Here is a 25,240-nt window from a genome sequence, read left to right as displayed (position 1 = left end):
AAATTATACAAATTTTTTCATTTCCTTTTTTAACCTACTAATAATTTTCTTTTCTAATCTAGAAATATAGGATTGAGATATACCAAGGATGTTAGCAACTTCCTTTTGTGTTTTTTCATTTCCTCTAGTAGTTAGTCCAAATCTCAATTCCATAATTTGCTTTTCTCTATCTGATAGTTTATCCAAAGCCATGAACAATAAGTTCTTATCTATTTCTTCTTCAATTATCTTATATATCTCATCATTTTCTGTTCCTAATACATCTGACAGTAATAACTCATTTCCATCTAAATCTGTATTTAATGGTTCATCAAATGACACCTCTACTTTTTTCTTGTTATTTTTTCTAAGGTACATTAATATTTCATTTTCTATACATCTAGATGCATAAGTAGCTAATTTTATATTTTTATTAGATTTAAAAGTATTAACAGCTTTTATAAGACCAATAGTACCAATTGATATTAAATCCTCCACATCTATACCTGTATTTTCAAATTTCCTTGAAATATATACTACTAATCTTAAATTTCTCTCTATCAATATTGATTTTACACTTTCATCTTTTTCCAACTTATCAATTAATAACTTTTCATCTTCAGGCTTCAATGGTGGAGGCAGTATGTTTACACCGCCCATATAATACATACCATTAGTCTTTATTATGCCTAGTTTTATACCTATATTTACTAACCACGAACTGACTTTACATTTAATCTTAATTATTGTTAATTTCAATTGTAACCCTCCCCATTTTTAGACCTAACAAATTATACTTGGATTTAATATGGCATTATAATTTTCATCAGTAAAATTTGATATACCAAGTATAATATTGCCTATCTTTTTATTATCTACAAGTATATAATCTGCCTTAACACCTAGTATCATGCTTGTTTTGCTACTAGTAGCATGATTATATGGTATTATTCTCACACGAGCTGATATATCCTCACTTAAGTTATTAATAATTTTTTCTGTTAAAAGGATATCTACACTTTCATAATTATAGTTTTCAGGTAAATATTTTTTTAAAATATTAGAATTTACCATAATCACATCACTTTTACTTATTGGATCTTTTAATAAATTTCCACTATCCAAAAGAGCAACACACTTTAATTCTTCTCCTAATAAACTTATTGTTATATCCTTTGTAAATTCCTTAATATGATTAATTAATGTAATGTCCGAATATATTTTCTTTAATAACTGACAACTTATATATGTGCATATTATTATAAATGAAATTTTTAAGTCGCTTATACCCGTAAAATAAATTATAAAATATGTACTTCCACAAATAAAAATATTAACTAAGATGAAACTAGTAAGTACTTTTAATAAACCTTTTCTATCTGTGTAAATAAAAGATATAAGTCCTATAGTTATAATAAAAATTGTTTTTGAAGGTAGTGTGTAAAAAAAATGCATCCTTGGAAACAGATATATTACTGAATATATAGTCCCTATAATTGCTCCTATTATTTTCCTTATAAAACCATTTGGATTTTTTATAAGCACAGATGTACAACTTATAATAATATAATTTATTAATAGGTTTTCAATAATGTAGATATCTAGATACATTATTTACGCCCCCTTTTCATGTATATATTATAAGTCAGTAAAAAAAAATAATATGTCAGTTTTAACAGTCGAATAGGAATAAGTTTATTATAAAAAAACACAAAAAAAGAAAAGATTCTTTCTTTTCTTTTTTCAAATAATAATATATAACTTTTTTAATCAGTATAATAAATAGTTATTAAAACTATTTTGGCATAATTACATATCTTTCTTTATATTTAATAATATGCATAATAATTTAGTATTATAACAAAAATAAGAAGCCTAGGCTTCTTATTTTTATGTAAATATGCTATTTTCTATTTCTTCTTAAAAAAACAGGTATTGGTGGTAAATCATCATCCAAATCATTAGTATGAGATGTATGAACTTTTTTAACTTCTACCGGTTCTTGCACTTTTTCTTCTTTAGCAACAGCTACTTCTTCTTCAACTTTTTTACTTATTGTTTCAGAAGGTCTATTCATTCCTCTATTTTTAAAAGAATCTTCAAACCCTTGTGATGGATTAGTTTCAAATCCTGTTGCTATAACAGTTATAGCAATTTCTTCACCTAAATCTTCTCTTATAGAAGTACCAAATATTATATTAGCTTCTGGATCACATGATTCTGTTACTAAGCTTGATGCAGCATTAGCTTCGAATAATGTTAAATTTCCTCCACCAGCAACATTAAGTAATACCCCTTTAGCTCCTTTTATAGAAGTTTCAAGAAGTGGTGATTGTATAGCTTCTTTAGCTGCTTCTATAGCTCTATTCTCCCCACTAGCTATACCGATTCCCATATGCGCTAAACCTTTATCCTTCATTATAGAAGTTACATCGGCAAAGTCTAAGTTTATAAGACCTGGCATTTTGATTAAGTCAGATATTGATTGTATACCTTGTTTTAACACATTATCTGCTATAGAGAATGCATCTACCATAGAAGTATTTTTTTGTACTATTTGTAATAATCTATCATTAGGTATAGTTATTAGTGTATCTACACTAGCTTTTAACTCTTTTATACCTTCTTCAGCATTTTTCATTCTTACCTTCCCTTCAAATCCAAAAGGTTTAGTTACAACCCCTACAGTAAGAATCCCCATTTCTTTTGCTAACTTTGCAACTATTGGTGCCGCACCTGTTCCAGTACCTCCACCCATACCTGCAGTAACAAACACCATATCCGTTCCTTCAAGTAAGCTAACTATTTGTTCTCTACTTTCTTCAGCAGCTTTTTTACCAACTTCAGGTTTAGCTCCTGCCCCTAACCCTCTAGTTAGTTTTTCTCCGATTTGAACTTGATTTTCGGCCATAGAAGATAATAAAGCTTGCTTATCAGTATTTATTGAAATGAAATCTATTCCTTTTAATTCTTCTCTTATCATTCTGTTTACGGCATTATTTCCACCGCCACCGACACCAATAACTTTTATAATGGCATTATTGTTGTCCGTTTCTATGTCAATTCTATTATTACTCATTATCTAAACCTCCCTATCTTTTGCATTAAATAGTTATGTATTATGATTATATCATTTTATCTAACATTTTTGTTAACATATAACTATCTTATTCTACAAAAATATTTATTTTCCTTTTATATATCATATATATATAGATTTATATATAGTTATTTTCCTTATCATATTGTCAAATAACATCGATAAATATCTTTTTAAATAAAATAATATAAAAGCTTTCTATTCTCTATATTATTATACTCTCAATTATAAGGATTTGAAAATACATATTTTCTAATTTTATGAAAAATTTCAATAAATTGATTATATTTTACCATAAGCAAACATTTTCCATCCATAAATCCTATAAACTTCCAATGAGTATTTCATTTTAGAATAGTTATAACTTCAAAGTTATTTTATAGTATTAATAAATTTCTATATTTTTACTTAGAGTAAGGTTTATATAATATATAACTACTACATGTGAAATCAATTTTTCCATAATTTTGTTTTCTACTTTGCAAATCTACTAATACTCGGCTTAGCTTAGTTATATTTTTATCTATATTATCATCTTTATTTAAATCAATAGTAAGTCCACTCTTACATTTTATATTAATTGTAGATACACTATTTAGATTAATAGTACTTAAAGTCCTAATTATATTCTCTTCCTTTAATGTATTCATTAATTTCAATAAGACTTCTTTATCATTATTAACAAATCTTATTTTTTCATTTCTTATACTATAGTCTACATTGATAAGAAATGAATCATCTTCTAATTCTCTTTTTTCTTCAACTAACCTTCCTTCATCATCTATATAGCAATAAGACTTATTATTATATAGAGGTCCTATGATATTTTTTTCTTTGATTTCCACTATTAATTTATTTGGTAATTGCCTTTTTATATAGCACTCTTTTATATAATTGTTCTCTTTTAATCTTTTCTCTAATTTCTCTAAATCATAAAAAAATATATTTTTTTCTTTATCAATATTTAATAACTTATTAACTTCCTTTTTACTAAGATTTTCATTATTTTTTATCACAACCTCTTTTATATCAAATAAGTCACTATTTAAAAAGAAACATGTGCATATTATTAATAGCAAAGAAAAAAACAAAATTCCTATTAATTTGTGTGTATTAATTTTCCTTCTCCTTTTCAAGCACACACCCCCTAATTTTTTTACTATAAAACATTATATTTTAATAATACTCTTATATTTTAAATACTTCCTTCAACCTGTAAATCCCTACAAAACTTTAATTTTTTAGTTAGCAAATTAAATCTATTTCTTACAAATAATTTGTTATTTTTTAATTAGATACCATTAAATAACCTTATTACCTAAGATGCAATTATAGTTTTTTCAAAAAAATAAAAGACCAAAAGGTCTTTTATACTTTTTATATCTTGGCATAAATTTCTTAGCTTTTTTTCTATATATTCATATCTTCTTTATACATAGTAAATATCGCTTATTAAAAATTCACATTTATTAAACCATAATCATCAATTTCAATTTTATATCTAGTACTATCCAATACCTCTATCACAGTATATGAATCAGCGATCAATAGTACATTATAAATAATATTTATACAAAATGCCCCTAATCATAATATTAAATTCCTTTTTATAAATATTATGATTAGGGGATATATGTTATTTTTTCTTTATTCCAATTGTTTTGATTTCTTTAGATTCACTATTATCTTTTTCTTCTTTTATAATAGTTTCACCATCTTTATTTTTATCTTTAACATCTTCAACTTTACTAACTTTTTTTGATGATTTTATTTTTTTATTTTCATTATATGCAACCATTATTTCATCATATATGGCATCAATAGCTTGAGGCTTACCAGCAGCCTTACTTGCATTTGACATATCTATTAAAAGCTCTCTATCTCCTAATAATTTAAATACTACTTCATTTAATCTTTCTGGAGTCAATTCTTTCTCTAATATGGCAATACCAGCTCCTTGAGCTTCTATACTTTTTGCATTATATTCTTGGTGATTTTCTGCTGTGTATGCTTTAGGTATTATTATAGATGGCTTACCAAGTGCAGTTATTTCTGCTAAAGATATTGCACCAGCGCTTCCTATTACTATATCACTAGCCGCTAAACCATCTGCCATATTATCTAAATAAGGCATAATTCTTTGATAAGGTTTTAATTGTATATCACCTAAAGATTGTATAAATTCATCATAGTATACTTTTCCAGTTGCAAATATAAATGCTACATCCTCATCTATCATATTCTTAATTACAAGTTTCATGGCATCATTTATTTTTCTTGATCCACCACTACCACCGTAACAAAGAACCATTTTTTTATCTTCACTTATACCAAGTTTTTTTCTTGATATTGATTTTCTAGATTGCAATATTTCTTTTCTAACCGGGTTTCCTGTAAGTACTAATTTATTTCTACTATCTTCTGGAAATCTTTTATGAGAATCTTCAAAACTTGTAAGAACTCTTGTAACCACTTTAGATAATATTTTATTAGTTACTCCTGGGAAAGAGTTTTGTTCATGAACTATTGTAGTAGTTTTACTAAGGGCAGAATTAAAAAGAACAGGTCCACTAACATATCCACCAGTCCCAATTACTATATCCGGTTTAAATTTTTTAACAATTCTTCTAGATTCTTCTAAACCTTTACATAGTTTAAAAACTCTTTTTATATTCTCTAAATCTATTTTTCTTCTAAATCCTTGTACTGTAACAGTTTTTAATTCATATCCATACTTAGGAACAATTTCTGATTCTATACCTTTTTCCGTCCCTACAAATAATATCTCACAATCAGGATTTTCTTCTTTTATTTTGTTTGCGATTGCTATGGCAGGATAAACATGACCTCCTGTTCCTCCGCCAGATAGTAATACTTTCATCCTATCATCTCCTGTTAATTAATCTTGACATGCTTGGAGACATTTAACACTATTCCTATTTCACCCATAAGCATGGTCAGTGATGTACCTCCATAACTTATAAACGGCAGTGCTACTCCTGTATTTGGCATTGATGATGTTGCTACAGCAATATTTAATGCAGCTTGAATACCAATTAACGCTCCTATACCTATAACTAGCATACATCCAAATATGTCTTCACATTTTAAGGCTATTCTTACGCATCTATAAACTAATAGTATAAATAGCATAATAACTAGTATACATCCTATTAATCCTAATTCTTCACCTATGATTGCAAAGATAAAGTCATTTTGTGGTTCTGGTATGTAGAAATATTTTTGTCTACTCTTTCCAAGACCAAGACCAAATAATCCACCTGAGCCTAATGCATACAAACTTTGAATAACCTGATATCCTGATCCAAGTGGGTCTTGAAAAGGATCTAAAAATGCCGTCATACGTTTCAATCTATAAGGTTCTGCTAAAACTAAAGCGGCAAATAATCCTACTCCAGCTAATCCCATTCCTCCAACAAATTTCATATTCATACCTGCAACAAACAACATAACAAATACTACAAGTATAACAGTTCCTGCTGTTGACATATTAGGTTCAGCCATTATTAGTATAAAAAATACCGTAGGCATAATTAAAAGTGGTAAAATTCCCTTTGTCAAAGATTTTATTTTGTCATATCTTATTTCTATTAATTTCGCTGTAATTACTACACATGCGAATTTTGCTATATCTGATGGTTGGAAAGTTGCACCTCCCACACCTAGCCATCTTTTAGCACCATTTGCTTCTATTCCTAGAGGAGTTAAAACTAATACTAAAAAAATTATGGCTATTACACAAACATGTGTAGAATATTTCTTCCAAAGCCTATAGTCAATATTTGAAAGAATCATCATACCTGTAAAACCCAGTGTTGCATAAATTAAATCTCTTTTTAAAAAATAATAGGGATCGTGATGTTTAAATGAGGCTTGAATATAACTCGCACTAAACACCATGATAATCCCAAAAAATACCAATACCATAGTAGTATAAAATACCACTGAGTCAAAATCAGTCTTCATACCTTTGTTAATTTGTTTTTTTAAAATTTTACTAGGCATCTGATAGACTACCCTCCATTCCGCAATAATTGCTTTGAAGGAGTTATTTTAAGCTGTTAACATTATCTTTGAAGTCCATTCCTCTCACTTCAAAACTTTTGTACATATCCCAGCTTGCGCATGCAGGTGATAAAAGAACTACATCACCTTTACTTGCTAGGCTATATGAAGCTTCAACAGCTTCTTTCATATTATTTACTCTTATAATAGTTTTATAATCTTTAGTTTTTGCACATTCTTCTATTAAAGGGGCTGTCTCACCCATTAAAACTAAAGCTTTAATATTTTTTTTGCCTATTGCTAGCAATTCATTGTAATCACTGTCTTTATTATATCCTCCAGCAATTAATATAACTGGGTTATCATAAGATTGAATTGCTTTGATAGTTGAATCTGGATTAGTTCCTTTAGAATCATTTACAAATATAATATCATGTAAAGTTCTTACATACTCTAACCTGTGTTCTACTGCCTTGAATGTTTTAAGTACTTCTCTTAATGTTTCTAAATCAATTTTGCACACATAAGCCATTGCTATTGCAGCCATACAATTTTCTAAATTATGTGGTCCTGGTAAACTTAATTCTTTTTTATTTAATAAAACTATTTTTTCTTCGATATCTATAACTATATTGTCGCTCTCATCTAAATATACACCTTTATCAAGCTTTTCTCTTCTTGAGAAGAAAATAACTTGGCCATTGCATTTTTCACTTAACGCTCTAACTTGTTTATCATCATAATTTAATATAGCAAAATCATCATAGTTTTGATTTTTGAATATATTAGCTTTAGCAGCTATATAATTTTCCATAGTATGATGTCTGTTTAAATGATCTGGAGAAAGGTTTAATATTGATGCAACTTTTGGTTTAAAGTCTACTATACTTTCTAATTGGAAAGAACTCAATTCTGTTATAAGATATGAGTCTTCATCTGTAGTCTCTACTGTCTCTATAACTGGATTTCCTATATTTCCAACTATATATGTGTCTTTTTGAGCTGCTTTAAATATTTCACCTACTAAAGATGTTGTTGTAGTCTTTCCATTTGTTCCTGTTATTCCAACAAATATAGGATTTTTGGATAATCTATATGCTAATTCAACTTCTCCTATTATTTCAATTTGTTTTTCTTTTAGTTTTAATATAAAAGGTAAGTCTAATGGAACACCTGGAGATACTACTGCTATATCTATATGATCTACATTTTCTGGATGATATCCTAGAATGTATTCAGCGTTTTTTATGTCTTTTAACTCTTCTAATATATCTTTAAGTTTTTCTTTATCCTTGATATCATTTACTATTATGTTTGATTCTAGTTTATCTAATAACTTTATAGTGGATACTCCTGTTTTTGCAAGACCAACTAGTAAGACATTTTTATTTTTCAAGTTCATCTTTATACCCCCGATTTATTAGAATACTGCAATAATTCCTATCCATGATAATACTACAGTAGTAATCCAAAATATAAATACAACTCTAGTTTCTGGCCAACCACATTGTTCAAAGTGATGATGTATTGGTGCCATTTTGAATACTCTTTTTCCAGTTAATTTAAATGATAATACTTGTATTATAACTGAAAGTGTTTCTGCAAAATATATACCTCCAACTATTGGTATTAATAATACAGAGTTTGTTAATACAGCAAATGCCACTACTGCTCCACCTAAAGCCATAGAACCTGTATCTCCCATGAATACTTTAGCTGGATATGAGTTAAATCCTAAGAACCCTAAACAAGCTCCACCAGTAGCCGCTGCTAGTATTGCTACATCATTGTTTCCAACTGATATTGCAAGCATCATAAAAAATATTGAAACTATTAACGTTACACCTGATGCTAATCCATCTAGACCATCTGTTAAGTTAACTGCATTTACTGTTCCTATTATTATAAACATCATTATTGGAACATACAAAGATCCTAAGTTAATAATATAATCTGTAAATGGTACCATTATTTGTGTAGCACTTGGTGATGTAGTATATTGATAGTATGCAACAAAAAATGCAAGTGCAAATTGAAGTACTATTTTTTGATAAGCTTTAAGACCCAATGATCTTTTCATTTTTATTTTTATAAAATCATCTAAGAATCCAACAAATCCGAATCCTGTAATACAAATTAGCCCTACTAATAAATCTTTATTTATTTGAGCTCTTGTAAGTCCAGTAATAAGGATAGCTATTATCATTAGTACTCCACCCATAGTTGGTGTACCATTTTTTAATAAATGAGTTTGTGGCCCATCATCTCTAACTGTTTGACCAAATTTAAACTTCGCTAACATTGGTATAAATATTGGCCCTAGTATTACTACTATTAAAAATGCAATTATTGCTGTATAAGTAAGTTGCGTTATTCCTAACATAATATAAACTCCTCTCCCTAGTTTGCTAATTATTTTGTCTATTTATTAAGATGTTCTACAATTTTTTCTAAATACATACCTCTTGATGCTTTTACTAATATAACATCTCCATCTTGTATAATACTATCTAGATTTTCTATAGCTTCTTCTTTGTTATTAAAGTGATATATATTTTCTGAGTTAAAATTATTTTCTTTTAACTCTTTTACAATATACTCAGAATGTTTACCAATAGCTACTAATACATCTGTATTTTCTACAGCAAATTTTCCTACTTGTCTATGTGCAAATTCTGCAAATTCACCCATCTCAAACATATCTCCAAGTATAGCTACTCTTCTATTTTCATATCTTCCTAATATATTTAATGCAGCATTCATTGAATCTATACTAGCATTATAAACTGAGTCAATTATTGTTATGTTATCTTTTTTTATTATGTCTAGTCTATTTTTTGTACATTGGAATACTTTTAAACCATCTTTTATTTCTTCTATTGTCATATTAAGATTAAGGCCAACTAAAATCGCGCTCATAGCATTGTATATATTATGCTTTCCTACTGTTGGTATAAAAAACTTTTCTGTATTACCATCTATTACAGCAGTAAAAGTAGTGCTGTCATCAGTCATATCATAACTATCACAATATATATCATTATCTTTTTCAAATCCGAAAGTTTTTAACTTGTAAACTAATTTTTGATTTTTTAAAGTTTTTAAACAATCATCATCTCCATTTACAATTAATAATGAGCTTTCATTAAAGTTTGTAGTTATTTCCATTTTAGCCTTAAAAACACCATTTCTATCTCCTAGATTTTCAACATGAGAATATCCTATATTAGATATTACTCCTATTTGTGGATTAACCATGTTAACTAAATACTCAATTTCTTTAAAATTGCTCATTCCCATTTCAATTACTGCACATTCGTGCTCCTTATTTAAATTAAATAAAGTTAAAGGTACTCCGAAATGGTTATTTAAATTTCCTACATTTTTTAATGCATTGTATTTTGAACTAATAGTATAATGTATCATATCTCTAGTAGTCGTTTTTCCCACACTGCCTGTTACAGCAATATAAGGTATTTCAAATTTTTCTTTGTAAAATCTAGCTATATCACCTAAAGCTATTTGTGTATTATCTACTTCTATCACATTAACTTCTTTATTTTCTATGTCAACGTTGTTATTTTTATTCTTTATAATAGTTCTACAGCCTTGATTTATAGCTAAGTTGATGAAATTATGTCCGTCTAAGTTTTCACCTACTATGGCAACAAATGCATTATCTTTAGTTGCTTTTCTACTATCAATAACAACATCATTAACTTTGTCACAATCTTTAGATTCACATACTAAGTTGCCTTTACTTGCAAGTATTAACTCTTTTATAGTTAAATATTCCATCTTAACCTCCTTAATTAATATTAAATTTTACAACTATCTCTATAAAAGGCAATGCATATTATACATTGCCTTTTATATTTTATCTTAATAATTATATACCATATTAACTTTTTTTTGAAGATATTTATAAGTTTCTATAATATTAATTATCGAAGTATAAGGATATTAAGGAATCTTCATTTACACTTATTCCAGGTTTTGGGAACATATCTGTTATAACTGTACCTTCTTCAATTTCAACATCATTATCAACATTAGCTTCTAATTTTGATTCTTCTAAAACTTTTGTTGCTTCTTCAATAGTTAAACCTCTAACATCTGGAACTACCACTTTTTCTTTAACATTTTCCTTTTTTTCTTCATCTGTATATTTAGGTTCAACACCTAAATATTTTAGTGAGTTATTCATAACCTCTTTAATTATAGGACCTGCTGTTGTACTCCCAAATGCAGATACTCCCGTTGGCTCATCAACTATAGCAAGAACTGCTATTTTAGGATCGTCCGCTGGAGCTACACCTACAAATGAACATACATATTTTCCTTGAGCATATGATCCATTAACAACTTTTTGAGCTGTTCCTGTTTTTCCACCAAGTCTATATCCTGGTAAGTATGCTATCTTACCTCCACCTTCAGTTACAACTGATTGCATAATTTCTCTCATTTGCTTAGAAGTTTCTTCAGATATTACCTGTCTAACTTTAACTGGTTCAACCTCTTCTGTTATATTTCCTTTATTATCTGTATAAGCTTTTACTAGTCTTGGTTGCATTAAATTTCCATCATTTACTATTGCAGAAACTGCTGTTATTAACTGTATAGGAGTCAAAGAATTAGATTGACCAAAAGAAATTGTAGCAAGTTCAACTGGACCAACATCTTTTTCCTTATACATAACACCTAAAGCCTCACCTGGTAAATCTATGCCTGTTTTCTTGCTCAAGCCAAACCCTTCTATGTAATCATATAATTTTGAAACACCTAGTCTGTTACCTACTTCTATAAATACAGGGTTACAAGAATTCTGTACACCTTGCTTAAATGTTTCAGTTCCATGTGGATTATAAGATCTCCAACATTTAAGCTTTCTTCCTCCAACTACCACACTACCTTTACAAACAAACTTATCATTTGGTTTAACTACGCCTTCTTCTAATCCCGCAGCAGATGTAATAAGTTTAAATGTTGATCCTGGTTCATATGTATCGCTTACAGCTGGATTTCTCCACATAGAATAATAAGCTTTCATTTTTTCATCATTATTTTTACAATCCTTTAGCAACTCCTCATAGTATGGATAAATTGCCTCTGTAGGATTATTAGGATCATAGTCTGGTTTTTTAACCATTCCTAAAATATTTCCTGTGCTTGGCTCCATAGCTATTATAGTTACTTTTGATGCATTATTTTCTTCATAAGCCCTTTGAGCTGCCTTTTCACAATAGTGTTGTATAACTTCATCAATAGTAAGAACTAATCCATTTCCAGTTGTTGGTTCATAATACTGTTCCGATCCTTGTGGAATTTCTTTTCCCGCTGCATCTGTACTAACTATTAGTTTTCCAGCTGTACCTTTTAATACATTATCGTACTTAAGCTCTATACCAGCTACACCTGTTGAATCAGATGAAGTATGACCTAAAACATAAGATGCAAAGTTTCCATAAGGATAATATCTTTGATTGTCTTCTGCCACCCATATGCCAGGCAATCCTGCCTTAGTAATTTTATCGGCTGTTTCGTCATCTATCCATCTTTTTACTTTAACTAAGGCCATGTTTTTCTTATTTATCTTTTCATATACATCTTCATATTCTTCGTCAATAATCTTTGAAAGTTCCTTAGAAGTTTTCTCTGCATCTTTCACTTCTACTGGTTTACACCATACTGTATATTTAGTTACACTTACAGCTAATTCTTTCATATTAGTATCATAAATAGTTCCTCTTTTTGCCTCGATTGGAATTTCCCTTGTTTGTTGCTCTGATGCCTTTGTACTTAGCCACTCTCCTTTTACTAGCTGTAAATATCCAATTCTACCTATAAGACACAAAAACAAACTACAAGCTAATACCATTACAACAACTAATCTTTTCTTACTTTTTATCCTTATTTTCATTAACAACCTCCCCCTTTAGTTTCCCATGTCAATATATCTAATTTGACTTTTCGTAGGGTAATCCATACCTAACTCATCCTTTGCACTTTGTTCAACATTGGTTATATTATCGTATTTTAGTTGCTCCATTTTTAACTCATCTAATGCTATTTCTTCTTTTCTCAAATCCTTCTTCAAATTATTTATTTTATATTTATAATTTGATACTATTGCATTTCCACATAAATTAATTATAAGTATTGCTACTATAGGAACTATTAATAAAACATGTCTTACCATTTTTTTTATTTTTCTCTTTCTATTTCTATTCTTTTTTCTTCTTTTATATTCATTTATGTTTTCTACCTTCTTCTTTTTCTTCAAGAAATCACTCCTTATATTAATAATAACTATTAAAAAATTTTCATACTTAAAGTATTTGTTTTAATTACCATAGCCTCCTTTAAAGATTTATACAAAAATTAATACATAAAAGAGTATAAAATATAATTTGTTGTAAATTTTTTCATATAATTTACAATTTCTTTTGTAAATTTGATGATTATAATAAAATTAAATCCATTCAATATATTTATATTTACAAATAAATAATCTATACTTTAATTAAACTTTATTTACTAAAAGTTTAATTATTTAAAGTTGGAGGAGCTTATGAAGAAAAATATACTTATATTTGTATTAATATTTTCATCTTTAATTTTTTATGGCTGTAGTAAAAACAAAATAGATAATAATTTAGTTTCTTTATCAACAATTGATATTAGTGCCTTAAACAACAAAAATATTTTAAATATAGTAAATGATGAAAATCTAGAAGAAGGTGTTTATAAAATAATAACTAAAGAAAATAAATATATATTTTTTAATGGAATAAAAAATGAATTTAAAGATGTAAATTCCTATTTAGAAGATAAAACTTTTATAATAAAATCCAATACAATATCTTCCTCAGAGAGCAATAAAAAGCTTTATGTCATAAGAAAAAAGAATACTATATATTCAGAAGATGAAAATGTGTTATATGATTCTATAAGTATTTTTATAAACGAAAAAAAATCTTCATTTTCAAATGTATATATTATTGAGTAATATTCAATAAATGTGTAAATTTACTTCAATAAAAATAATTATAATATCTCTATGTAAAATAATAAGCTCATTATTTATTTTAAATAATGAGCTTATTATTTATATATTTTTTATTATCTATATATGATGAAGTTTCCATTTACTACCTTTGTATCTAGCTACAAAACAAATTGCTCTAACAGCCCAGTCTATACTCATAGCTATCCAAACTCCCATTACTCCAAATCCCATATATCTTCCTAATACATAACTAAATCCTATCCTAAAAATCCACATAGATAAAACAGCTATTATCATACAGAACTTAACATCATTGGCGGCTCTCAATGTATTTGGTAAAACAAAAGATATAGTCCATATAAGTATTCCAATTCCACCATGATATAAAATAATATTCTTAGCCATTTTAGCTGTGTATGAAGATAAATTATATGCTTTAATTATAATTGGTAGAGTAACAAATGTAATTAGTACAGTTATTAATATACTAGTAATAGATATTTTAATTAATTTTTTTGTATAATATTTAGTCTGTTCAAAATCTCCTGCGCCAATACATTGAGATGTTACTGCAAGTGCTGCTTGACTAATTGCCATACCAGGAACAATTTGAAATAATGCCACACAGTTACCTACTGCATTTGCTGCTATAGCCGCAGTACCGAAAGTGGCTATTAAGTTTAGTACAATAATTTTACCAAGCTGAAACATTCCATTTTCTAGGCCATTTGGTATTCCAATATAAAGTATTTTTTTAATTAATTTTTTATCAAATCTTTTGCACAGCTTTTTTGATAAATGAATTTGTAAATTTTCATTTTTTATTAAATAAATAATCACTAAAGCTGCTAAAATTCTAGAAATTACTGTAGGTATTGCTGCACCAGCTACCCCCATTTTAAAACCATAAATTAAAATAGCATTACCTATTAAGTTTACTAGATTCATCATAATTGATATTTTCATGGTAATCTTTGAATTGCCCATTGCACGAAATAATGCTGCGCCACCATTATAGACAGCAATAAAAGGAATTGAACTAAATACTATCATTAGATAGGTATTAGAATATGACATAACATCTGGTTCTATTTTTCCAAAAACAACATGCAGTATAAAATATTTAGATAAATAACAAAGTATCATTACTCCTATAGAGCTCACAATAAGAAAAAGTACTAATTGATCTGCCGCCCTACATGCCCTATCTTCTCTCTTTTGACCTATATATTGTCCAGAAACTACCGCCCCACCTGTTGCAAGCGCAGTAAAAGTATTTATTAATAGAATATTTATGCTATCAACTAGAGAAACTGCTGATACTGCCGCCTCACCTACACTTGATATCATCATAGAATCTACTAAACCAACTGTCACTAAAAGTAGCTGCTCTACTATTAGTGGTAAAATTAACTTATACAGACTTTTATCTGAAAATAAGTAAGTGTTTTTCCCTTGACTAACTTCCATTCAATGTCCCCCCTTTAATTATTTTCCAAATTAATTATAGCAGATACTTCTTATATACAAATGATATAAGAGTAATTTGTTTATATAGAAAAAGATGAACTTTTGAAAGTTCATCTTATATATATCTCTCTATTAAAATAAAATTATACTGAAGCTTTTTCTAAGGCCTGATTTAAATCCCAAAGTAAATCATCTATATCTTCTATTCCTACAGATATTCTGATCATATCAGGTGTAACCCCAGCTAGTTTTTGCTCTTCTTCATTTAACTGAGCATGAGTTGTACTTGCTGGATGTATTACAAGTGATTTAGCATCCGCTACATTTGCAAGATGAGAGAATATTTGTAGAGACTCTATAAACTTAATTCCTGCTTGTAATCCACCTTTTATTCCAAAAGTAAATATTGATCCAGGTCCTTTTGGCAAATATTTTTTAGATAATTCATGGTACTTATTACCTTCAAGTCCTGGATAATTTACCCACGATACTTGTGAGTGATTACTTAAGAATTCAGTAATTCTTTTAGTGTTAGAAACATGTCTTTCTATTCTTAAAGATAAAGTTTCAAGTCCTATAAGTAGTTGAAAAGCACTTTGAGCACTTAAACATGCACCCGTATCTCTTAAAAACTGCGCCAACAATTTTGTACTATATGCTGCTGCTCCAATATCCTTAGCATAGTTTAGTCCATGATAAGATGGGTCTGGTTCTGTTAGACATGGGAATTTACCACTATCTATCCAGTCAAATTTTCCACTATCTACTACTACACCACCTAAAGTAGTTCCATGGCCACCTATAAATTTAGTAGCTGAGTGAACAACTATATCAACACCGTGGTCAAATACCTTTATTAAATAAGGAGTTCCAAAAGTATTATCTAACATAAATGGTATTTTAGCTTCATGAGCAATTGATGCTATCTTTTCTATATCAATTAAATTTATTCCTGGATTGCCTATTGTTTCTGCAAACACAAGTCTTGTTTTATCATTTATAGCTTTTCTGAAACTTTCTGGATCATCTGGATTAACAAAATGAGTTGTTATTCCAAGTTTAGGTAACATATTTGTTAATAAATTAAAAGTTCCACCATATATGGTTGGAGCTGCTACGATTTCATCTCCTGACTGTAAAATATTAAGTATAGCCGCATTTATAGCTCCCATACCAGAAGAAAATGCAACTGCTCCTACTCCCCCTTCAAGTAGGGCCATTCTTTCTTCAAATACTGCTACTGTTGGATTCGATATTCTTGAATAAATATGTCCACCAGTTTTTAAAGCAAATAAATCTGCTCCATGTTGAACACCATCAAAACAATATGATGTTGTTTGATAAATTGGTACTGCTCTAGCTCCTGTAGATTTATCTATCTTTTGTCCCCCATGAATTTGTAATGTACTAAAACCTAAATTTCTATTTTCCATTCTTTTTCCCCCTACATTTAATATATTTTTATAATAAAAAAATTAACTTCGTTCATGTCGCCAACGGCTTTGCACGTTGCTCAAGTGAAAAAGTTGAAAATTACATGTTATCTACAGAACAGATAACACATAATTTACTTACAATTAAAAAAGACTCTTTCATCATTAAAGATAAAAGAGTCTAAATATCTAAAGATATCTCTTATCTTTCTTATGTTTCCATAAGTAGGATTTAGCACCTATCTATTTATAGGTTGCTGGACTTCTCTGGGCCTATTCCCTCCATCACTCTTGATAAGATTTTTACTATTAATTTAATTAAGTTAATTGTATACATATTAAATATACAGAGCAATATAAAAATTCATTTTATATATATTTATTTTTTCTCAGCAACTCTTAATTTTGCACTTCTAGCTCTTGGATTTATTTCTATTTCTTCATCACTTGGAAGTATTGGCTTTCTTGTTATTACCTTAACTTCTGATACTTTATCACATTGGCAAATAGGAAGTGCTGGTGGACAAACACAACTTAATGATAAATCTTTAAATTCATTTTTAACAATTCTATCTTCTAAAGAATGGAATGTTATTATACAAACTCTTCCTCCTTTATTCATCATAGATACAGCATCCCTTATCATCTTGTTGATTACACTAAGTTCATTATTTACTTCTATTCTTATAGCTTGGAAAGTCCTCTTGGCTGGATGTGGTCCATCTATTCTAGCTTTTTTAGGTATGGCTTTTTTAATTACTTCCACAAGTTCACCAGTATTTTCTATTGTTTTTTCTTTTCTTTCTTCAACAATAAATTTGGCTATTCTTTTTGCCCAATTATCTTCTCCATAATCTCTAATAATTCTTGCTAAATCTTCTTCACTATAAGTATTTACCACGTCATATGCAGAAAAACTTTGTCTAACATCCATTCTCATATCAAGTGGTGCATCATGCATATAAGAAAATCCTCTATCAGCTTCATCAAGCTGATGAGAAGAAACGCCTAAATCAGCTAATACACCATCTATTTTCTCAATTCCCAACTTTTCTAATTCTTCTTTTATGTTTTCAAAGTTACTATGAACAAACTTTACTCTATCTGAATATTCACTAAGCCTTTCCTTAGCAGTTGCTATAGCATTTTTATCTTGGTCAAATCCTATAAATAGCCCTTTATCAGATAATCTTTTTACAATTTCTTTAGAGTGACCTGCACCACCCATAGTACAGTCTACATATACTCCATCTTCTTTTATATTTAAATTTTCAATACATTCATTTAAAAGTACTGATACATGATTAAATTCCATTCTTTCTTCTCCTTAAGAGTTACTCTTCTTACTGTCTATTTTGCTTTTTTAATAGTATTTTATGTAAAATTACACAAAGTATTATTCCTACTAAACTTATTACTTGTGCCATTCTAAGTGGGCCAAGCATAAGAGAATCCGTCCTTAATCCTTCTATGAAAAATCTTCCTATAGAATATAAAATTATATAATAAATGGCAACTTGCCCTTCATATTTTTTATGTTTTCTAAAGAACCATAAGAATATAAATATTCCTAAATCCCATATAGATTCATAAAGAAATGTTGGATGAACTTTAATTCCATCTACCATTATTCCCCACGGTAAGTTAGTTGGACCTCCGTGAGCTTCACCATTAATAAAATTCCCCCATCTACCAATCGCTTGACCTAGAGGTATACCTATCATAACAGCATCAGCCATCTTGAAAAAGTTAATTTTTTTGATCTTAGTATAAACAAATCCTGCTAAAATACCACCTATTAAAGCTCCGTGAATTGCCATTCCGCCACCTCTGAAATTTAATATTTCAGATAAATTTTGAGAATAATATGACCAATTAAAAATTACATAATAAAGTCTAGCTCCTAATAACCCACATGGAATTGCTGTTATAGCTAAATTTAGTATATCATCTTCGCTTATATGTACTCTTTTACCTTCTTTCAAAGCTAACAAAACACAAAGTATCATGCCTATAGCCATTAATACTCCATACCACATTATATCTAGTCCAAATATAGTAAATGCTACTCTATTCATTTTAACACCTCTTATAATTTAAATAATCTACTTAAAAAGCCTTTTTTCTTAGGTTCAAATTCATAAGGTGTTGGCACCATTATATCTTCATCATTCGCAATTGCGTTGTTATTTTTTATAAATATGTCATCTGCATAATCTTTAGAATATTTATCACTTACATATTTATAAGCATCTAAAAATATAGGCGTTCTTCTTTTACTTCTATGAGCATCTGATCCAACTACATGAACCATATTACGTTTTATTAAAGTATCACAAACTTGCTCAATTGTTTGTCCGCTTTTACCTAATATACTGTTAGAATTTACTTGTATTATAGCTCCTGCTTTTATAGCTTCATAAATTAAATCTGGATTTTCTTGAACTTCTCTGTATCTTTCCACATGAGCAAATACAGGTATATAGTTTCTTTCTTTTAACTCATATACTATATTACATAAGTCTTTGGGAAAATTAGTTGGTGGAAATTCTATTAACAAATACCTACTATTATTTAATGTATAAAAATCCAACTCATCTATATGTTTTATTAAGTCTTGTGTATAATAAATTTCATTCCCAATTAGAACTTCTATATCTATCATATTTTCTTTTAGTACATTATTAAAATCATTTAATTCCTTAAGTAATTCTTCACCCTTTTTATAACTGAAGTCTGGATGATAGTGAGATGTATTAATTATTTTTTTTATACCTTGTTCTTTAGCTATCATAGCCATTTCTATAGACTCATTTAAGCTTCTTGAACCATCATCTACTTCAGGTAAAATATGACAATGTATATCAATCATAAAACATAGCCTCCTTAGTACCTAAATAATTCGCTTTCAATTTTTATTATACCAGTTTCTGATTAATAAAAAAATAGAATCCATTAATTATAATTTATTATTGACTATTTTACAACAAATAAGTAAAAAAGGATAATTTATGTAAAATTTAACTAAATTACATCCATTAATTAAATTTTCCACAATTATCCTTATTTATTCAATAATTATTATTCAATTTATCTTGGTTCGGCTATAGATATTACACAATTATCTTCTTTAAAATGATGTTTTAATCTTTCAGTAACTTCTTCAAATGTTACCTCTTTCATAACTTCAACATAATCTAATAAATTTATACCTTTAAATTTATATGTTATAAAGTTATTTGCTATAAATGTAACTGAGTCAAAGTATTTTATGAAATTACCTATTTGTTTCTTTTTAGTTCTTTCAAAAGCTTCTCTATCTAGGCCTTCTTCTTTAAATTTTTCTAAATAGCTCATAATTATTTCTTTTACCTTATGCGGATCTTTAGACTCACCACCTATTGAAGTATAAGCATAGTCAACTTGTGAAGAGAATCCTGCTCCAAAACTAGGAGTTATTAATCCTTGCATATATAAATCTTCATATATAACACTACCCTTTTTAAATAGCATATCATTAAGTATATCTGTTATTACTTCATATCTTAATAGTTCATTTCCTTTTATCCCTACTTTATCATCTTTGAAACATATCGAAAACATTGGCATTGATATTGGGAATTTTTCTATTATTTCTTTTTGATTAACTTTATTTGGTTCTTCTGGATAAAATCTTACTATTTCTTCTGGTAATTTTTCTATATCTTTATGATTTGCATTTCTAGCATGCTTAAATACTTCCTCAGAATCTAAATCACCAACAACAAATAAAATCATATTTGCCGGATTATAGAAAGTGTTATAACATTTATAAAGTTCCTCTTTAGTTATTTTATATATACTGTCAACAGTACCTGCTATATCAATTCTAGTTGGATGATTTACATACATAGCTTTTAATGCATTGAAAAATACATTCCACTCAGGGTCGTCATTATACATTTTTATTTCTTGTTCTATTATACCTTTTTCTTTTTCTACATTTTCATCTGTGAAATAAGGTGTTTGAACGTAATCTATTAAATGATCTAAACACTCATAGAAATTCTCTGTTGCTGAGAATAAATAAGCTGTCATTGTAAAATTGGTAAAAGCATTGGCGCTTGCTCCCCATTTAGAGAATTTATCAAAAGCATTACCTCCATCTGGCTGCTCAAACATTTTATGCTCTAAGAAGTGAGCAATACCAGCATTTACTACAAGTTTTTCTTTCTCATTTATAGGTATAAACTCTAAGTCATTTGAGCCATAATTAGTTGCAAGGACTGCATATTTCTTTGTAAACCCTCTTTTAGGCATGAAGTAAACTTCTAGACCATTTTCTAATTTTTCATAATATAATTCTTCCTTCAATAAGTCATTAACTATTTTTTCCATCATTATGCCTCCTTGCTATTACTTAGGAAGTATATAGTATCTAGTTCTATATCTTTAACAGCATCTACTATATCCTCTACCATAATTTTTTCTATTATTTCAATTATTCTTTCAACAGTTGTATTAGTTTGCCCCATATGTTGTGAGAAGTAAAAATCTGATGCTCCTCCAATAGAGTCTTTTATTGTTTTTAATGAGCTAATAAGTGCACTCTTGCTGTTTAATAATTCTTCCTCAGAAATTTTTCCATCTTTTAAATTTTCTAATTGCTCTTTAATTAATTTTACAGTCTTGTCGTAGTTGGCTCTTTCTATACCAGATGATATAAACATAGATGTTTTGTACTTTTCAATAGAAGAGTAAATGTAATAGCATAAACTTTCTTTTTCTCTTACATTCATAAATAACTTAGAATGAGGTCCACCACCTAATACACTTGAGCCAACAAGTAGTGAATAATATCTATACTCATCTTTATAGTCTACATTACATCTATATCCCATAACTAATTTACCTTGAGTTATATCCATATCTTCTTCTATAGCTTTTACTTCTTCTATTTTCTTTTTAAATTCGGCTCTAGGTATTTCTATAATTTCTTCTCTCTCAAAATTAAATCCATTTGAGATTATATTTACTATTTCTTCTTCGTTAAAATTTCCTTCTACAACTATATCAATAGGAGAAGTTTTCATTATTTGTTGATAATGTTTATATAAATCTTTACCATTTATTTTATCTATATCTTCTAAATACCCTAAATCACTTATACCATATCTTTCATTTTTAAACATTTCTTCGCGAGCGCGTTCTATGGCATATCTACCCTTATCGTTTATTACTGATTCAATTCTATGTCTTAAACTTTGCTTCTCTATCTCAACATACTCTTCTTTGAAGCCTCCATCTATTACTAAAGGATGATTTACTACTTCATCTAAAAACTCTACAACAGGTTTAAATATTTTTTCATCTAAATATTTTTCATCTGTACTTATAATTTTAAAAGTTATGACTTGAGTTTCTCCTCTCTTACTAGTGTCTGCCCCTATAGATACTCCATATAAATCATCTTGATGGGCAGCCATATCTCTTGCACTTGGATATTTTTCACTACCACTTTTTATTATTGCAGGAAGTAGAGCATTTTTTGTTACTTCTTCTTTATCTAATAATCTTTGGATATAGATACTAACTAAATTTGTTTTAAATTTTTCTTCTGGTATTAAAGTTAAATTAATGCCTTTGCCTAAATTTATAGTCTTAATATTTTTCATTTTTACCTCCTCTTATGAGTTAACTGATGTATATATAATAAATGATATATATTCATAAATTTTCCTTTTATATAATTATATCGTTTTTATTATTTTCTAAAATAGTAAATTTTATTTTATTTAAACAATTTTTATTAGGATATGCTAAATTGACACTTTAAATCCTTTATAAGATATAAAATTATACAAAATTATTGTTTTTTACATAAAATAACTTAAACTAAATTAGTTTACACATCTTAAGATTATGATGTATAATCAATATGTATGTCTATAAAGACTAATAAGGTTATTATTATACTGAGAATAATTAAAATATAACAAATATGTAAATTCATATAAGAAAGGAAGATTATCAATATGAAATTAGGTATAGTAGGATTACCAAATGTCGGTAAAAGTACACTATTTAATGCTATAACTCAAGCAGGTGCAGAATCTGCAAACTACCCTTTCTGTACAATAGAACCAAACGTAGGTGTTGTTTCTGTTCCAGACGAAAGATTAGAAGTACTAAGAAAAATGTATGATTGCAAAAAAGTTGTTCCAACAGCTATAGAGTTCTGTGATATAGCAGGCCTTGTTAGAGGAGCTTCAAAAGGTGAAGGTTTAGGAAACAAATTCTTATCTCATATAAGAGAAGTTGATGCTATAGTTCACGTTGTTAGATGTTTTGATGATACTAACGTTGTTCACGTTGACGGAAGTGTTGATCCACTTAGAGATATAGAAACTATAAACTTAGAATTAATATTCTCTGATATAGAAATACTAGAAAGAAGAATCTTAAAAAGTACAAAAGCTGCTAAAGCTGATAAATCTATAGCTGCTGAAGTTGAGTTCTTAAAAGAAATATTAGCAGTATTAGAAGATAATAAATCAGTTAGAACAATGGATTTAACTGAAGATCAACAACAATTTGTTAATACTTTAAACTTATTAACTTCTAAACCAGTAATATACGCTACTAATGTTTGTGAAGATGATTTAGCTGACGAAGCAGAAAACAATGAATATGTAAATAAAGTTAGAGAATTTGCTGCAACTGAAAATGCTGAAGTTATTGTAGTTTGTGCTCAAATAGAAGCTGAAATATCAGAGCTTGAATCAGAAGAAGAGAAAAAAGAATTCTTAGAATCTTTAGGTCTTGAGCAATCTGGTCTTGATAAATTAATAAAATCTTCTTATTCATTACTTGGACTTATGTCTTATCTAACAGCTGGAGTTCAAGAAGTTAGAGCTTGGACTATAACAGTAGGAACTAAAGCTCCTCAAGCTGCTGGTAAAATACACTCTGATATAGAAAGAGGATTCATCAGAGCTGAAATAGTTAATTATAATGATTTAGTTGAATGCGGATCTTTAGCTCATGCTAAAGAAAAAGGTCTTGTTAGACTTGAAGGAAAAGAATATGTAATGCAAGATGGAGACGTTGTAAACTTTAGATTTAACGTTTAATATATTAAAAGCTAATGATTTATTCATTAGCTTTTTTATTTAAAATATATAATATTTTAATACTCTCAATAAAATAAAATCTAACTTTGAGAATAATATAATTAATATATAATAAAAAGTCAGATAATATATTACCCAACTTTTTATTATATATTAGTTTAGTTATCTTTAACTCATTTTATTTCTTTTTTCTAAAACTTTTCTAGCTTCATCCTTTGCTATTTCAGACTCATTAAAAGGTATCTTTTTACCTTGGATTAATTGATAATTTTCATGTCCTTTTCCTGCTAAAACTATAATATCTCCTTCTTGAGCAATATTTATAGCTTGTCTTATAGCTTCTTCTCTATCAGGTATTTTTATAATCTCACAAGCAGAATCTACGAAAGATTTAGATATATCATTTATTATATTCATAGGATCTTCAAAATTAGGATTGTATGATGTCAATATAGCCATATCACATTCCTTAGCTATCACATCACCGACTTCCTTTCTTCTAGTTTCAGTTCTTCCACCTACTGATCCGACTAAACAAATTAACCTGTTATGTTCATAATTTTTTAGTGTTTGTAAAATATTTTCTAAGCTAATTCCATTATGAGCATAATCCACTATTACATTTGCATAAGGAAGTATATTTAAAACTTCTACTCTTCCTTTAACTTGTATATTTTTCAATGAATCTAGTATATTTTCTTGACTAATACCCAGATATTCACAAACAGATATAACTGACAAGGCATTATATACACTAAAATTACCAGGACAACAAATAAAACATGATTTTGTTATTTCTCCATCCTTGCTGTAGTCAAAAGTAACACCTAGAGAATCAATTTTTTTAGAATGCTTTATATTACTAGCATTTAAGTCTCCTTTTCCAATAATAGAAAAAGTTTCAGTATCACATTCACAATTTTTAATTATTTTATCTGAATATTCATCATCTACATTAATGATTGCAAACTTAGTCATTTTAAATAATTTTGATTTACAATTTAAGTAATCATCAAATGAAGGATGTTCTTTTGGTCCTATATGATCTGGTGATAAATTAGAAAAAACAGCCACATCAAAATCAACATCTTCAACTCTATGGTGCATAATC

The 25,240-nt window shown here is 28.2% G+C and carries 21 protein-coding genes and 1 riboswitch; of the genes, 2 read left to right on the top strand and 19 right to left on the bottom strand.

Going from position 1 to position 25,240, the window contains the following annotated elements; all coding sequences use genetic code 11:
* Positions 1-3: 3 nt before the first annotated feature.
* From sigE to J7G74_RS11725, 11 genes are all read right to left on the bottom strand, one after another.
* Complete coding sequence (sigE, locus tag J7G74_RS11775) at positions 4-738, bottom strand: RNA polymerase sporulation sigma factor SigE (RefSeq protein WP_443081657.1); 735 nt, start codon at positions 736-738, stop codon at positions 4-6.
* Positions 739-762: 24 nt separating this feature from the next.
* Complete coding sequence (locus tag J7G74_RS11770; RefSeq protein WP_297135580.1) at positions 763-1,590, bottom strand: sigma-E processing peptidase SpoIIGA; 828 nt, start codon at positions 1,588-1,590, stop codon at positions 763-765.
* A 292-nt stretch (positions 1,591-1,882) separates the two neighbouring features.
* Positions 1,883-3,058, bottom strand: coding sequence for a cell division protein FtsZ (gene ftsZ, locus J7G74_RS11765; protein WP_297135578.1), 1,176 nt, complete (start codon positions 3,056-3,058; stop codon positions 1,883-1,885).
* A 425-nt stretch (positions 3,059-3,483) separates the two neighbouring features.
* Positions 3,484-4,215 (bottom strand): cell division protein FtsQ/DivIB, encoded by a 732-nt coding sequence (locus J7G74_RS11760; protein ID WP_297135576.1) that lies wholly within the window; start codon positions 4,213-4,215, stop codon positions 3,484-3,486.
* 500 nt (positions 4,216-4,715) lie between these two features.
* The gene (gene murG, locus J7G74_RS11755) at positions 4,716-5,960 is read right to left on the bottom strand and encodes an undecaprenyldiphospho-muramoylpentapeptide beta-N-acetylglucosaminyltransferase (RefSeq protein WP_297135574.1); all 1,245 of its coding nucleotides are present in this window, start codon (positions 5,958-5,960) and stop codon (positions 4,716-4,718) included.
* A gap of 14 nt (positions 5,961-5,974) precedes the next feature.
* On the bottom strand, positions 5,975-7,105 hold the full coding sequence (gene spoVE, locus J7G74_RS11750; RefSeq protein WP_297135571.1) for a stage V sporulation protein E: 1,131 nt from the start codon (positions 7,103-7,105) through the stop codon (positions 5,975-5,977).
* A gap of 43 nt (positions 7,106-7,148) precedes the next feature.
* The gene (gene murD / locus J7G74_RS11745; protein WP_297135568.1) at positions 7,149-8,507 is read right to left on the bottom strand and encodes a UDP-N-acetylmuramoyl-L-alanine--D-glutamate ligase; all 1,359 of its coding nucleotides are present in this window, start codon (positions 8,505-8,507) and stop codon (positions 7,149-7,151) included.
* A gap of 18 nt (positions 8,508-8,525) precedes the next feature.
* Entirely contained in the window at positions 8,526-9,491 is a 966-nt protein-coding gene (gene mraY / locus J7G74_RS11740; RefSeq protein ID WP_297135615.1) for a phospho-N-acetylmuramoyl-pentapeptide-transferase, read from the bottom strand.
* A gap of 35 nt (positions 9,492-9,526) precedes the next feature.
* Positions 9,527-10,903 (bottom strand): UDP-N-acetylmuramoyl-tripeptide--D-alanyl-D-alanine ligase, encoded by a 1,377-nt coding sequence (locus J7G74_RS11735; RefSeq protein ID WP_297135566.1) that lies wholly within the window; start codon positions 10,901-10,903, stop codon positions 9,527-9,529.
* Positions 10,904-11,045: 142 nt separating this feature from the next.
* Positions 11,046-13,025 carry a stage V sporulation protein D gene (locus tag J7G74_RS11730; protein WP_297135563.1) on the bottom strand — a complete coding sequence of 660 codons (1,980 nt, stop codon included), beginning with the start codon at positions 13,023-13,025 and terminating at the stop codon, positions 11,046-11,048.
* Between the two features lie 15 nt (positions 13,026-13,040).
* Positions 13,041-13,388 (bottom strand): cell division protein FtsL, encoded by a 348-nt coding sequence (locus tag J7G74_RS11725; protein ID WP_297135560.1) that lies wholly within the window; start codon positions 13,386-13,388, stop codon positions 13,041-13,043.
* Positions 13,389-13,676: 288 nt separating this feature from the next.
* On the opposite strand from J7G74_RS11725, the gene J7G74_RS11720 reads away from it, so the two are divergent.
* Positions 13,677-14,114 (top strand): hypothetical protein, encoded by a 438-nt coding sequence (locus J7G74_RS11720; protein WP_297135558.1) that lies wholly within the window; start codon positions 13,677-13,679, stop codon positions 14,112-14,114.
* 117 nt (positions 14,115-14,231) lie between these two features.
* Here J7G74_RS11720 and J7G74_RS11715 read toward each other — a convergent pair whose 3' ends face one another.
* The 7 genes from J7G74_RS11715 to yfmF all read right to left on the bottom strand — a co-directional run bounded on the left by J7G74_RS11715 (position 14,232) and on the right by yfmF (position 22,671).
* Entirely contained in the window at positions 14,232-15,584 is a 1,353-nt protein-coding gene (locus J7G74_RS11715; protein WP_297135555.1) for an MATE family efflux transporter, read from the bottom strand.
* Between the two features lie 143 nt (positions 15,585-15,727).
* Entirely contained in the window at positions 15,728-17,017 is a 1,290-nt protein-coding gene (locus tag J7G74_RS11710) for an O-acetylhomoserine aminocarboxypropyltransferase/cysteine synthase family protein (RefSeq protein ID WP_297135552.1), read from the bottom strand.
* 199 nt (positions 17,018-17,216) lie between these two features.
* Positions 17,217-17,318: riboswitch (SAM riboswitch) on the bottom strand.
* Between the two features lie 78 nt (positions 17,319-17,396).
* Positions 17,397-18,332 carry a 16S rRNA (cytosine(1402)-N(4))-methyltransferase RsmH gene (gene rsmH, locus J7G74_RS11705; protein WP_297135550.1) on the bottom strand — a complete coding sequence of 312 codons (936 nt, stop codon included), beginning with the start codon at positions 18,330-18,332 and terminating at the stop codon, positions 17,397-17,399.
* A gap of 28 nt (positions 18,333-18,360) precedes the next feature.
* A complete protein-coding gene (gene lgt, locus J7G74_RS11700) occupies positions 18,361-19,095 on the bottom strand; it encodes a prolipoprotein diacylglyceryl transferase (protein WP_297135548.1) in 735 nt (244 codons plus the stop codon).
* A gap of 11 nt (positions 19,096-19,106) precedes the next feature.
* Positions 19,107-19,889, bottom strand: coding sequence for a tyrosine-protein phosphatase (locus tag J7G74_RS11695; RefSeq protein ID WP_297135545.1), 783 nt, complete (start codon positions 19,887-19,889; stop codon positions 19,107-19,109).
* Positions 19,890-20,107: 218 nt separating this feature from the next.
* Entirely contained in the window at positions 20,108-21,394 is a 1,287-nt protein-coding gene (gene yfmH / locus J7G74_RS11690) for an EF-P 5-aminopentanol modification-associated protein YfmH (protein WP_297135543.1), read from the bottom strand.
* Between the two features lie 2 nt (positions 21,395-21,396).
* The gene (gene yfmF, locus J7G74_RS11685) at positions 21,397-22,671 is read right to left on the bottom strand and encodes an EF-P 5-aminopentanol modification-associated protein YfmF (protein ID WP_297135540.1); all 1,275 of its coding nucleotides are present in this window, start codon (positions 22,669-22,671) and stop codon (positions 21,397-21,399) included.
* A gap of 360 nt (positions 22,672-23,031) precedes the next feature.
* Here yfmF and ychF point away from each other — a divergent pair, with 360 nt between their 5' ends.
* Positions 23,032-24,129 carry a redox-regulated ATPase YchF gene (gene ychF / locus J7G74_RS11680; protein WP_297135537.1) on the top strand — a complete coding sequence of 366 codons (1,098 nt, stop codon included), beginning with the start codon at positions 23,032-23,034 and terminating at the stop codon, positions 24,127-24,129.
* 168 nt (positions 24,130-24,297) lie between these two features.
* On the opposite strand, the gene J7G74_RS11675 is transcribed toward ychF, so the two are convergent.
* Positions 24,298-25,240: Mur ligase family protein (locus J7G74_RS11675; protein ID WP_297135536.1), on the bottom strand; the 943-nt coding region annotated here is incomplete at its 5' end.

Source organism: Terrisporobacter sp. (assembly GCF_017888745.1).
Classification (GTDB): domain Bacteria; phylum Bacillota; class Clostridia; order Peptostreptococcales; family Peptostreptococcaceae; genus Terrisporobacter.
This window is presented reverse-complemented; position numbering and strand designations above follow the sequence as displayed.